The sequence below is a fragment of the Polaribacter haliotis genome (genome assembly GCF_014784055.1).
Lineage (GTDB): Bacteria > Bacteroidota > Bacteroidia > Flavobacteriales > Flavobacteriaceae > Polaribacter > Polaribacter haliotis.
Genome location: NZ_CP061813.1, coordinates 2,267,085 through 2,280,188, shown reverse-complemented (window position 1 = coordinate 2,280,188; position 13,104 = coordinate 2,267,085). Strand labels below are relative to the sequence as shown.

Here is a 13,104-nt window from a genome sequence, read left to right as displayed (position 1 = left end):
TTAATTTATAAAAGTAAGTTTTGGATAAGTATATATACGTTATTCTATTAGCAGTCCTTTTTTTAATTTGGATTTTACTTTACTCGTCAAAAAAAATAATCCGAAGAAGAATGATGATTTTTGGATTGATAATGGCTCCTTTTGGAACTTTTATGGAAGAAGTCTGGCATTTAAAAGATTATTGGGATCCACCATATTTAATTCATTTTCCATACTTTATTTTAGAAGACACTATTTTTTCATTTCTAATTACCGGAATTTCTGTGGGTATTTATGATTTTTTCTTTGTAAAAGGATATGAAGTTTTAAATAACAAAAAAAAGATACATACTTATGCAGGGGTAATTTTATTAATTGCGGAGATATTAATATTATTATTATTTACAAATTATTTAGGATATAACTCAATAATTGTCTGCTCTTTTAGTTTTATGCTTTTTGCATTTTTAATGATATTATTAAGGAGAGATTTATTATTGCCATCTCTTTTATCTGGTATATTTATTCTAATTATTATAATTCCTACCTACTCTGTACTCGTAAATTACTTATCGCCAAACTACGTAGATAATTATTTTTTCTTGACTGAAACAAATTTAGGAAAAACGGTTTTAGGGAATATTCCTTTAACAGAGATTTTTTGGTATTTTAGTTGGGGTTGTTGTGGAAGTATTCTATATGACTTTCAAAGAAATTATAAAAAGATTGGTAAAAAATAATATTTTTTCAACTCTCCAACCACTTCCTAAAATCAGACGTTGTAGAAGAGCTCGTCATTACTTTTTCTTTGTGGTTTTTTATAGAAATTAGCAATCTATTCTTAAAATGACTTTCGATATTTTCTATAAAATCGATGTTTACAATTTCACTTCTATTAATTTTAAAAAACTTTTTAGGATTTAATTGCTGATATATACTTCCCAAATTTTGAGAAATTGTAAGTCGTTTTCCAAGATTTTCAATTACCAAACAAAAATCTCCTGAAGCAGTAATTAAGGCAATATCTGTGGCATTTAATAATTGAATTCCAGATGCTTTTTTAATAACAAATCGTTTTTTATAAGTGGTGTTTTCTTGTTGCAAAGCAGATTTTAAAGCATCAATTGTATTTGAGTCTAAAGAGTTATAATTTCCCTTTTTAAATAAAGATTCATATTTATTGATTGCTTTATTAAAATCATCTTGAGAATATGGTTTTAAAATATAAGCAATTCCGTTTGTGTTAAAAGCTTGGAACAAATATTCATCATGTGCAGAACAGAAAATAATGGGAGCTTCAATTTTTATTTTATCAAACAAATCAAAAGAAAGTCCATCTAAAAGCTGAATATCAGATAAAATAAAATCGTAGGTATTTTCTTTTAGGAATTTTTCTCCATCAACAATTGTTCTTGCCCAATCGTGTGTAATTTTAATATCAAAAAAACTGTCTAAACATTTTGTTAGTTTTTGATATGCAGGAATTTCGTCTTCTAAAATTAAAATATTCATTTTTTACTTTTTATTCATATTTCTTGTCATTTCGACCTTGTGGAGAAATCTCAAAGGTTAAAGATTCCTCGGTTTCGCTATCGCTTCACTCGGAATGACAAATAATTTTTCAACAAGAGAGAATGCCCCATTGTTACGCCGTTAATTCTATCACAGGAATAAAAACTTCAAACTTTTTATCCATATCATGTATTTGAATTTGCTCATCTGAAAGCAATCTGTAACGTGCTTTTAAATTTTCTAAACCTGTGCCAAAAGATGCTGGTTTGGAAACAACATCAGATTTAGAATTTGTAATTATTAGCCAGCCATCATTAATTAAAATGGTTGTTTTTATAGGAGTTTTTCCATCAGATTTATTGTGTTTTACCACGTTTTCTAACAAAGCTTGTATTGCACCAGTTGGAATAAATTTATCTTTAATAGACGTGTTTTCTTCAATTTTAAATTCGTAATCGTTACCAAATCTAGTTTTTATCAAAAAAATATAATTTTCAGCAAAACTAATTTCTTTGGAAAGTTCCATAACTTCAGCATCTTTCGTCTGAATTAAATATCTGTAAATTAAAGAAAGTCTATTAATATATTCTTTTGCTTTTGTAGGATTACTATCAATTAAAGCATCTAAAGTATTTAAATTATTAAACAAAAAATGAGGATCTATTTGAGATCGCAACAATTTTAATTCGTTCTCTTTTTGTTCTTTTTGAATAGTTACTAATTCTTGTTGACCTTCATAAAACTTTTTGATTAACAAGATACCTAAAGGTAAGCCTACCATGTCAGTTGAGTTGTACAAGCCACCTATTAGAAAAGACAGTCTTTCTGTAATTGTGCTTAAAGATTTCCCTGCGCTTAATCTTCCAATGGCATTATCTAGAGAACCAACAATAATTAATAGTAACAAGCTGGAAATTAAAAAAAGCACATAGTTTTTGCGTTTTACTAAAAACTCTGGAACAATTTTTCGAATAAAAACTAAAATTATAAATATTGATAAAATTGTGGAGGTTGGAAAATCAATTAAATATTCAATTAATTGATTTCCTTCTCTGTAATAATCATAGGAGTTTAGTAAAATATTAGTTCCAAAAATAATGGCCAATATTATCCAATCAGATTTATTTAACTTGGTATTCATTTACTTGTTTTGTTTTATAAAAAATATATGAGAACCCAATTACTGTAATTAAATATCCATAAATTAATCTATTTGGAATAAATCTGGCAAAAAGTATCAATAGAGTTGCTAAAATAATAATTGTAACACCAATTTTATTTTCTTTAAAATAGTTAAAAGCTAAAAATAGTAAGCCTATATTAAAAATATATGAACTTGGTCCTATTTTTAGAAAGACATCCCAAATTGAGGGGAATTGAGAAATATGTTTCGCAAATTCATTTCGTAATTCTTGTGTGGGATAACTCCACCAAATAAAGTCTAAAATACACATTCCAATAATACACACAATGCCAATTATTGTTAGCGGTTTACCAATAAAACTATATATTTTCTTTGGAAAAGAAATTACTTGTGGAATCATAAAAACGACTCCTAAAAGCAAAAACCAATGTGCAAAATCTATAGGTTTTTGCGCGTACACAAACTCATTACCTTGTGCTAATAAAACTTGTGCAACAACTTCGAATAGTAAACCAATAACAAATAATATTTTATAATACATAAATTTTATTTCTTTTAATTACCGGCATTAATTCTGTTTTCTTCATCGTTATTAGAATTTCTCTTCGATTTTTTCTTTCCAAATTGAGAACCAAAACTGTAAACCAATCTCAATTGAATATTTTGTCTGGAACCATTACTTTCTACTTGTGCAGTTCCATTTCCGTAATCTATGTTACCAACAAAACCTCTATTCAACATTTTATTGAAGCCTAAATTTACTTTTAATTTATCATCTAAAAACTTCTTTCCGAAAGAAAAATCTAATTCTGCCAACCAATCTACTTCAATTTGACCTTCTAAAGCGCCTGTTCCGTAATTTCCACTCAACTCAAAATTAACATCCCAAGGTAACTGATAACTTGCTTGTATGAACCAAATTAAGTTCCATTTGTTTAAATCTACACCATAAGTAGAAGATTGATAATCTGTATTTGTAACAATAATTCCTGTGTAACCTTCCAAACCTTTTGCAAAATTTACGGGCGCAAACAAACGAAAGTTCCAATTTGCATTATTTTCTACATTTACATCTTTTTGTCTAATTTGTGCAGTTGTATTGTCTTGTTTTATCAATTGAAATAGTACATCATCTGTCTTACTATAACCAACTGTAAAAAATGGCTGACCTTCATATGTTAAATTAAATTGATAATTATTTGTGTAAGCAGGAGTTAAATTTGGGTTTCCTTCGCCAGCAGAAAACGGATCTAAAAACTGTTGAAAAGAATTTAAACTACTGTAAGATGGCCTTTGAATTCTGTAACTATAAGAAACACTTGCTCCTAAAACATCAGTAATTTTTCTACTTATTGATGCACTTGGAAAGATTTTTTTAATAGGTCTTTTTTGTACTTCAGTTGTTAGAGTTCCATTTTTTAAAAATGTGGATGTACCATCTGTATTACTGTTTTCATAACGCAATCCACCAGAAAAAGACCATTTCCCATAGTTTGCATTCACTTTAGAATACAAGGCGAAAATGGTTTCATCAATTACAAAACGACTACTAGCTTCATTATCTTTATCAAATCCATTATTCGTATTTTCTTCAAAAGTTTGCAAATCGTTGTCTGTTTTTACGTCTGCAAAACGAGTTCCTGCACTTACTTTAAAATTGTCGGAAAACGTTTTTGTATAATCTGCTCTGTATGTTTTTATAGAATACGTTCCATCTTGTATGTATCTTCTATCCGTAAATGCAACTGTACTTCCAGCAACATCGTACAATGTATTTGTGCTATTATTCGTAAAATCTACATAATTAAAATCGATAACCAATTTATCTGTATCCGTTTTATATTCGTAATAAGGGTTTATGTTGAAGTTTGCTCGATCTCTATCAAAATAATTTTCAGAAAATAAAGTATTTCTGTTATTTGCATCAGAAATAATAGTTTCACTAAGAACAGTTCTTGTCGATTTTCTTGTGTTAAAACGACCACCAACTCCAACTGAATGATTTTCACTTAAATAGTAATCTAAACTTCCTCTAATCGTAAAATTATCTGGATCATAAGGTTCTCTTGTAACTTGGTCGTAAGTTTCAGAACCAACAGTTCTCACTAAAAATAAATCTTCTCTATAAGTTGGTTGCGAGTAATTTACACCTGCCTGCCAATTTAATTTGTTCTTATAACTCGCAATAGAAACACCTGAACCCCACTCGAAACCTTCATCTTCTCCAACCCAAGTATTTACACTTCCATGAGTTCCTAATTTTACATTTTTCTTTAAAATAATGTTTATAATCGCTCCAGAACCAGAAGCTTGGTATTCTGCTCCAGGTTGTTCTACAAGCTCAATTTTTGAAATATTATCCGCAGGAAAATCTCTTAATAAGGTATCAACATCCATATATTCTGTTGTTTTTCCGTTAATAAGAATGGTAATTCCGCCTTTTCCAGCAATTGAAATTCCGTTATTAGTAACCAAAACACCAGGAATTTTACGCATAACATCTTGCAAGTTAGAATTAATCATTTCCGATTTTTCTAAATCTACAATCAGTTTTTCTGCATTTTGTCTTATTACAGGACGTTTACTTTTTATAACAACTTCATTTAAAGTTTGCGATTCTTCTTTTAAAGTTACGTTGAAGGTCTTGTTAGAATTCAATTCAAATACAGTAATTTTTTGAGTTTCGAAACCCAACATAGAAATTTCAATTTTATACTTTCCTGAAGCTATTTTTTCAAAATTATAAGTTCCATTATCAGCTGAAACAGTTCCTTTCGGATTTGCTTCTTCGCCAATTTTATACAAAACAATATTAGCAAAAGGTAAAGGTAGATTCTGTTCGTCTACAATTTTACCTGAAATAGAATGTTGAGCATTAGTTGCTAAAATTCCGAAAAATAAAATAAAAAGGGTGTTTGTTAAAGTTTTCATTTGGCTGATTCGTTTTTTATTACACTGTAAAAGTGCCTATTTTGTTACAAGAAATAAATAGAAATCTGACGAATTGGGTGAATTTTCGGCTGAACTGTAATTCTATTTCTATAAAACAAAGACGCATAAAATCAGAAAAAGGTTTCCTACAACAAAAAAATGCTTCGAAAAAATCGAAGCATTTTAAATAAATTTATTTTTTAATTGTTTAGAAAATCCACCCAATTCTTAAGAGGATGAGTGAGATACAAAAAATGCCTGTGGCATTAGTCTCTGTTTCCTAGCACTTGTAATCCCCAATATAGAAGCATTGCTAAAGAACCCAAAGCCGCAACTAAATAAGTTCTTGCAGCCCATTTAAGCGCATCTTTAGAACCAGCAAACTCTTCTCTTGTAACCATATTTTTATCTTTTAACCAAGCCAAAGCTCTGTTACTTGCATCATATTCTACAGGTAAAGTTACAAAGCTAAAAAGAGTTGCAAGCGCCATAAAAACCAAACCAGCAATAGCAATATAAAAACCAACTCCAGTTCCACCTGAAGCAGCACCTAAAATTAAACCACCAATTACCAACCATTGAGAAAATTTAGAAGTAATACTAACAATTGGTACTAATTGAGAACGCATTGTTAAATAACTATATGCTTTTGCATGTTGTACTGCATGCCCAACTTCGTGCGCAGCAACAGCTGCAGCAGCAGCATTTCTTTGATTGTAAACAGCTTCACTTAAATTTACAGTTTTATCTTTTGGATTGTAATGATCTGTTAATCTACCAGGAGTAGAAATAACTTTTACATCGAAAATTCCATTATCGGATAACATTTTAGTAGCGATTTCTGCGCCACTCATGCCATTTCTTAACTGAATTTGAGAATATTTTTTGAATTTACTCTTCAATTGATTACTAACTAACCAGCTCACCAAAGAGATTGCACCAATTAAAATATAAAATCCCATCATAATTTATAAAGTTTTAAATTGTATATCATTTTTGTTTGATAAATTTACAACATAAAGTATTCCATTTTATTTTTTGAAGTAAGAAAGTTACGTTTTTTGCCTTTAAAAGTCAAAATTTAATAGAATATTTAGAATTCAATGACAAAATGACAAACAAACCCAACATCCTTATTATTTATACTGGAGGAACAATTGGTATGATTAAAGACTATAAAACGAATGCATTAAAAGCTTTTGATTTTAGTCAGATTGTAGATAAAATTCCAGAGTTACAGCAATTAGATTGTAATATTGAAAGTATTTCTTTTGAAGAAGTAATCGATTCTTCTAACATGAACACACAATATTATATAGATATTGTAGAAATTATTGAAGAAAACTATACAAAATTCGATGGTTTTGTAATTCTTACAGGATCAGATACCATGTCTTATATATCTTCTGCAGTCAGTTTTATGTTAGAAAATTTACAAAAACCTATCATTTTTACAGGATCTCAATTGCCAATTGGCGATTTAAGAACAGATGCAAAAGAAAACTTAATTACTTCCATAGAAATTGCATCTTCAAGAAAAGAGAACAAACCTGTAATTTCTGAAGTTTGTTTGTATTTTGAATACAAACTATACAGAGCCAATAGAACTACAAAAATTAGTGCAGAACAATTCGAGGCATTTACTTCGATGAATTATCCGCCTCTGGCAGAAAGTGGTGTTCATTTAAACTTTAACGAGCATTTAATTCAGAAACCAATAAAGAAGGTCGAAAAATTAATTGTCAGAAAAAAATTAGTAACTGATGTTGTTATTTTGAAGTTGTTTCCAGGAATAACAAAAGCAGTTGTAGAAAGTATTTTGAATATCAAAAACTTAAAAGGAGTAGTTATAGAAACCTATGGTTCTGGAAACGCACCGAATGAAAATTGGTTTTTAGATTTACTAAAGGAAGCAACTTTAAAAGGAATTAAAATAGTAAATGTTACACAATGTGCAGGAGGAAGTGTAATTTTAGGTCATTATGATACCAGTGTTTCTTTAAAAGAAATAGGTGTAATTAGTGGTGGAGATATGACTACAGAATCTGCAATTGCAAAATTAATGTATTTGTTAAATGAAGAACTCTCACAAGAAGAATTTAAACATTATTTCGAGAAATCTTTACGAGGAGAAATAACAAACAAGTAGTTTTTTTTTCAAAAAAATAATTTTGAATATAAAAAAACAGTATTTTTACAATAAATAGATTAGATTTTTTTAGAAACTGACATTTTTTTTGTTACTTGGCAGTCTCAAAAATAGATAATTAGAAATTGTTGTTTAAAAAAAGAAGTTAAAGTAGCAACTATATTTGTTTATTTGAATTGAAAATTTATATCTTTAACCCGTTAACTATTAAAAATTAATTATAACAGAGATGAAAAAAGTAGTAAATGTTCTATCCGTAACAGGATTCATGTTTTTTGGAGCTATTCAATCAACTTTCGCGCAAGAAGCAGCAGCAGAATCAAAAACTTTTCACCAAGAATTAAAACAACGTTTTATTGAAGGTGGCCCAGAATTTATGGGAATTGTATTGGTAGCCTTAATATTAGGTTTAGCAATTGCAATTGAAAGAATTATTTATTTAAACATGGCAACTACAAATACTAAGAAATTAGTAGCGAATGTAGATGAAGCTTTAAGTTCTGGTGGTGTAGAAGCTGCAAAAGAAGTTTGTAGAAACTCAAAAGGACCAGTTGCATCTATCTTTTACCAAGGTTTAGATAGAGTAGACGAAGGTGTGGAAGCAGCTGAAAAAGCAGTAGTTTCTTATGGAGGAGTTCAAATGGGACTTTTAGAGAAAAATATTTCTTGGTTGTCTTTATTTATTGCTTTAGCACCAATGCTTGGGTTCATGGGAACTGTAATTGGTATGATTCAAGCCTTTGATATGATTGCTGTAGCAAATGATATCTCTCCAGGAGTAGTAGCTGTAGGTATTAAAGTAGCCTTATTAACAACAGTATTTGGTCTTATTGTAGCAATTATTTTACAGATTTTTTATAATTATATCGTTTCTAAAATCGATAGTATTGTAAATAATATGGAAGATGCTTCTATCCAATTAATTGATTTGTTAGTAAAGTATAAAAAATAAAAAAACAGATGAAAAGCAATAAAATTTTAAGTATTTTAATTGCTGCCATCGCTTTAATTGGTGCATTTCTTTTCATAAGAATTTTTATGGAAGATGCAGAAATGATTAAAACAGATGCAGCACTTCAAAATAAAGTAATAAGTCCAATGATATATTACTCTACATTTTTGTTATACGCAGCAGTTATTATTGCTGTAGTATTATCTCTGTGGAGTTTAATTAGAAATCCTCAAAATCTTAAAAAGACTTTATTAGGTCTTGGTGTATTAGGTGTGTTTTTAATCGTAGCATATTTTATGTCAGATTCTAACGCAGTTTTAGATACTCAAGGTGTAGTTTTAGAAGGTGGAGAAGCTGGTACAACATCAAATAAATGGGTTGGAACAGGTATTTGGTATAGTATTATTTTAGGAGGAATAGCTTCGCTATTTTTTGTGTACGACTTATTAAAAGGACTAATTAAATCATAAAACTATGGCAAGAAGAGAGAATCCAGAAATTAATGCAGGTTCTATGGCAGATATTGCTTTCTTGCTACTAATTTTCTTTTTAGTAACAACTACCATGAATGTAGATTCTGGTATTTCTAAAAAGTTATCAGAAAAACCACCAGCAGATTACGTTCCACCTATTATTAAGGAAAAGAATATTTTTGAAGTTAATTTAAACTTTAGAAATGAGCTTCAAGTAGAAGGTGAAAGAATGGAAATTAAAGATCTAAAAGATGCTGCAATAGCATTTATAGATAATGGTGGAGGTGAAGGTAAAATAGAAGAAGGTGTTAAAACAGGACCTTGTACGTATTGTAAAGGAGAGAAAAGCGAATCGTCTTCAGATCATCCAAATAAAGCAATTATTTCTGTACTAAGTGATAGAGGTACAGAATATGGAGTTTATTTAAAAGTTCAAAATGAATTATTACGAGCTTATACAGAGTTACGTAATAGATTATCTAAAGAACGTTATGGGATTTCTTTTGACGAATTAGAAGAATCTTATAAAGATGATAGAAATAACGTTGCTTTACAGAAAAAAGTAGATGATATCAAAAATTCATATCCTCAAATTATTTCTGACGCGGAACCAACATCTTCAGGAAACTAATTTTTAAAAATAACAAGTATGTCTAAGTTTAGAAAAAAGAAAAAAGGAATGCCAGCAGTTAATACTGCAGCTTTACCAGACATTGTATTTATGTTGTTATTTTTCTTTATGGTTACAACAACTATGAGAGAAACTGAATTGCAGGTAGAAAATCCTAGATTGCCTTCTGCAACTGAGGTTAAAAAATTAGAACACAAAAGTTTAGTAAGTACAATCTATGTTGGTAAAGCAAAAGATGCTAAATATGGTACAAGTTATAACAAAATTCAATTAAATGATAAAATAGCTTCTGCAGATGATGTACCAGCTTTTATTATTAATGAAAGGTCTAAGGTTCCAGAAAACCAACAACCATTTATGACAACTTCTATTAAAGCAGATAAAGAATCTAATGTAGGTACAATTACAGATATTAGATTAAAATTAAGAGACGTAAATGCTCTTAAAATTAGTTACTCTGCTTCAAAAGGAGATAATTAATTTTTATATAGAATACCAAAAAGGATAATTCATTACGAATTATCCTTTTTTTTTGCTTCATTTTATCATAAAAAAATGAAATAATGTATCTTTATATTTCGTTAAATACATTATGAAACATATCTTATTTGTTGTTTTTTTACTTTTTTATACATCCAATTTTCTCGCGCAGAAAGATTCTTTACAATTAGGAGATAGATATGCAGAGGATCAAATTTATGTTTCTATTTCCTTTAGCCAGCTAAACGACCAACCTAGTTTAATTTCTAAGAGTAGTTTTTCCTATTCTTTATCTACTGGTTTCATTAAAGATTTTATTTTAAATAAAAGTGGGAATATTTCATTTGCAGCAGGTTTAGGCTATGGATATGATTTTTTTAATCACAAATTAAAAGTTGAAGAAATTAATGGGAAAACATCATTTTCTAGTGATAATACCATCAACTCTAATTTTTATAAATCCCATAATATTGAGTTTCCTTTAGAACTAAGATGGCGAACTTCTACAGCTAATAAATATAGTTTTTGGAGAGTATACACTGGAATTAAATTTCTATATAATGTTTCTAATAGTTTCCAGTTTGAAGATGCAAACAACAATCAATTTAATTATAATAACGTTACTGCTTACAATAAACTACAATATGGTTTAACCATTTCTGCTGGTTACGATGAGTTTAATATGAATGTTTTTTACGGTTTGTCTCCAATTTTTAAAGACGCTGTAATAAATTCTGAAGCTGTAAATACTAAAATATTAAAGTTCGGATTGATTTTCTACTTCTTATAATAAATAATAAGTAACAAAAGGAGATAAGAAGCCTATAAAATACCCTAAATAAACTTCTAAAGGTGTGTGTGCTTTTAAATACAACCTAGCATTCGCAACAATACCAGCAAGAATTATTATTGTAATTATTATAATAGGAAAAGGTTGACCATATTTTGCACCTAAAACCATAAAAAAGCCAGTTGTTATTCCCATAGAAATTAAATGAAGACTTGTTTTAAGTTGGAAAACAAATAAGAAGTAAACTAATACTAAGGCTCCACAAGTTGCATAAAATAATAATCCTAAATCATCTAAATTAGAGGTTCTAAAAAGTGTGTTTCCTAATAAATAGAAAAGCACAATCATCATTGCAACAGGAATTTTTCGTTCTTTAATGCTATGTACATTAAACGTTTTTATCAATTTAATTTTTTTAAACAAAATTAAAATCAATAGTGGAATTAAATAGGTGGTTACAAAAATTAAACTTAATAAAACTAGTTTTTGATTGCTATTTAAATAACTATGAATCAATAAAAAATAGAGAATAACACCAATTGTAGGAACCACAATAGGATGTAAAATTACAGATATGGTTTTATAAAATTTCACTAAATTTCTTTACGCAAACGAGCAACTGGTAAATCTAATTGTTCTCTATATTTTGCAACAGTTCTTCTTGCAATTGGGTAACCTTTTTCTTTTAAAATAGCCGCTAATTTCTCGTCTGTAAGTGGTTTTTTCTTGTTTTCTTCTGTTATAACTGTTTCTAAAATTTTCTTAATTTGTCTTGTAGAAACATCTTCACCTTGATCGTTTTTCATAGATTCAGAGAAGAAAACCTTAATTAACTTTGTTCCATAAGGTGTAGAAACATATTTGCTATTTGCAACTCTAGAAACCGTAGAAACATCCATATTAATTTTATCTGCAATATCTTTTAAAATCATTGGCTTTAGCTTTCGCTCATCACCTGTTAAAAAATAATCGTATTGATAATGCATAATAGTATTCATGGTTATCAAAAGTGTTTGCTGACGCTGTTTTATGGCATCTATAAACCACTTTGCAGCATCTAACTTCTGTTTAATAAAGAAAACTGCATCTTTCTGTGATTTCGTTTTTATATTCGATTCTTGATACCCTTTTAACATGTTATTATATTCTCTTGAAACATGTAATTCTGGAGCATTTCTAGAATTTAAAACTAAATCTAATTCTCCATCAATAATTTTAATAGAAAAATCCGGTACAATTTGCTCTGCAATTTTATTATTCCCAGCATAAGAACTACCAGGTTTTGGATTTAGTTTTGAAATTTCTGTATTTATTTCTTTGAGTTCTTCTTCGGAAATATTGAACTTCTCTTGTAATTTTTTATAGTGTTTCTTTACAAAATGATCGAAAGCAGTATCTAAAATTTCAATCGCTAAACTTCTATTTTTATTAGGCTCTTTTGCTTTTAACTGAATGATTAAACATTCTTTTAAATCGCGAGCACCAACCCCAATTGGATCTAAAGTATGTACAGCTTTTTTAAGAACGGAAATAACTTTTTCTTCTGTTGTAAAAATGTTTGCTGTAAATGCTAAATCGTCTACAAGATCTATAATTTCTCTTCGAATGTAACCACTATCGTCTATACTACCTACTAAAAATTCGGCAATTGCTTTTTCTTCTTCGTCTAAACGAAATGTATTTAATTGGTTTTTTAAAGATTGATGAAAACTAGTGCCTGCAGCATAAGGGACGTTTTTTTCTTCATCATCTGCAGAATAATTATTTGCTTGAGTTTTGTAATTTGGAATTTCGTCATCACTTAAATACTCATCAATATTTATATCTTCTGCTTCAATTTTTTCGTTTCCAGAGTCATCATCAAACTCATTAGATAAATCGTCGTCTATAGAATCTGATTCGTCTTTTCCTGTATCTAAAGCAGGATTTTCTTCAATCTCTTGTTTTAAACGTTCCTCAAATGCTTGTGTAGGTAGTTGAATTAGCTTCATCAACTGAATTTGTTGAGGAGATAATTTCTGTAAGAGTTTATAATTTAAACTTTGTTTTAACATAGATTTAAA

General features: G+C 28.9%; 14 protein-coding genes. 7 read left to right on the top strand and 7 right to left on the bottom strand.

Annotated elements, in window-relative coordinates; all coding sequences use genetic code 11:
• Nucleotides 1–110: 110 nt before the first annotated feature.
• Nucleotides 111–719 carry a lycopene cyclase domain-containing protein gene (locus H9I45_RS09690; protein WP_140422786.1) on the top strand — a complete coding sequence of 203 codons (609 nt, stop codon included), beginning with the start codon at nt 111–113 and terminating at the stop codon, nt 717–719.
• Between the two features lie 7 nt (nt 720–726).
• Here H9I45_RS09690 and H9I45_RS09685 read toward each other — a convergent pair whose 3' ends face one another.
• From H9I45_RS09685 to H9I45_RS09665, 5 genes are all read right to left on the bottom strand, one after another.
• Nucleotides 727–1,491: a LytR/AlgR family response regulator transcription factor gene (locus H9I45_RS09685; RefSeq protein ID WP_088355465.1), complete on the bottom strand. Its 765-nt coding sequence runs from the start codon at nt 1,489–1,491 to the stop codon at nt 727–729.
• Nucleotides 1,492–1,624: 133 nt separating this feature from the next.
• The gene (locus H9I45_RS09680; RefSeq protein ID WP_088355466.1) at nt 1,625–2,632 is read right to left on the bottom strand and encodes a sensor histidine kinase; all 1,008 of its coding nucleotides are present in this window, start codon (nt 2,630–2,632) and stop codon (nt 1,625–1,627) included.
• On the bottom strand, nt 2,613–3,176 hold the full coding sequence (locus H9I45_RS09675; RefSeq protein ID WP_088355467.1) for a hypothetical protein: 564 nt from the start codon (nt 3,174–3,176) through the stop codon (nt 2,613–2,615). Before H9I45_RS09675 ends, H9I45_RS09680 begins: the two co-directional genes overlap by 20 nt.
• 14 nt (nt 3,177–3,190) lie before the next feature.
• The gene (locus tag H9I45_RS09670) at nt 3,191–5,566 is read right to left on the bottom strand and encodes a TonB-dependent receptor (RefSeq protein ID WP_088355468.1); all 2,376 of its coding nucleotides are present in this window, start codon (nt 5,564–5,566) and stop codon (nt 3,191–3,193) included.
• A gap of 266 nt (nt 5,567–5,832) precedes the next feature.
• Complete coding sequence (locus H9I45_RS09665) at nt 5,833–6,531, bottom strand: zinc metallopeptidase (RefSeq protein WP_088355469.1); 699 nt, start codon at nt 6,529–6,531, stop codon at nt 5,833–5,835.
• A gap of 146 nt (nt 6,532–6,677) precedes the next feature.
• Here H9I45_RS09665 and H9I45_RS09660 point away from each other — a divergent pair, with 146 nt between their 5' ends.
• The 6 genes from H9I45_RS09660 to H9I45_RS09635 all read left to right on the top strand — a co-directional run bounded on the left by H9I45_RS09660 (nt 6,678) and on the right by H9I45_RS09635 (nt 11,041).
• Entirely contained in the window at nt 6,678–7,715 is a 1,038-nt protein-coding gene (locus tag H9I45_RS09660) for an asparaginase (RefSeq protein WP_088355470.1), read from the top strand.
• A gap of 229 nt (nt 7,716–7,944) precedes the next feature.
• A complete protein-coding gene (locus H9I45_RS09655) occupies nt 7,945–8,667 on the top strand; it encodes a MotA/TolQ/ExbB proton channel family protein (RefSeq protein ID WP_088355471.1) in 723 nt (240 codons plus the stop codon).
• A gap of 8 nt (nt 8,668–8,675) precedes the next feature.
• On the top strand, nt 8,676–9,137 hold the full coding sequence (locus H9I45_RS09650) for a hypothetical protein (RefSeq protein ID WP_088355472.1): 462 nt from the start codon (nt 8,676–8,678) through the stop codon (nt 9,135–9,137).
• A 4-nt stretch (nt 9,138–9,141) separates the two neighbouring features.
• Complete coding sequence (locus H9I45_RS09645; protein ID WP_088355473.1) at nt 9,142–9,771, top strand: ExbD/TolR family protein; 630 nt, start codon at nt 9,142–9,144, stop codon at nt 9,769–9,771.
• Nucleotides 9,772–9,789: 18 nt separating this feature from the next.
• Nucleotides 9,790–10,251, top strand: coding sequence for an ExbD/TolR family protein (locus H9I45_RS09640; RefSeq protein WP_088355474.1), 462 nt, complete (start codon nt 9,790–9,792; stop codon nt 10,249–10,251).
• 112 nt (nt 10,252–10,363) lie between these two features.
• Nucleotides 10,364–11,041, top strand: a complete 678-nt coding sequence (locus H9I45_RS09635; RefSeq protein ID WP_088355475.1) for a porin family protein — start codon at nt 10,364–10,366, stop codon at nt 11,039–11,041.
• Here the strand turns inward: H9I45_RS09635 and H9I45_RS09630 are convergent.
• Together H9I45_RS09630 and rpoN are read right to left on the bottom strand one after the other, a co-directional pair.
• Nucleotides 11,036–11,635 carry a hypothetical protein gene (locus H9I45_RS09630; protein ID WP_228454835.1) on the bottom strand — a complete coding sequence of 200 codons (600 nt, stop codon included), beginning with the start codon at nt 11,633–11,635 and terminating at the stop codon, nt 11,036–11,038. The two genes, H9I45_RS09635 and H9I45_RS09630, sit on opposite strands and share 6 nt — an antisense overlap.
• A complete protein-coding gene (gene rpoN / locus H9I45_RS09625) occupies nt 11,635–13,095 on the bottom strand; it encodes an RNA polymerase factor sigma-54 (protein WP_088355476.1) in 1,461 nt (486 codons plus the stop codon). The genes H9I45_RS09630 and rpoN overlap by 1 nt, the downstream gene beginning before the upstream one ends.
• Between the last annotated feature and the right edge of the window lie 9 nt (nt 13,096–13,104).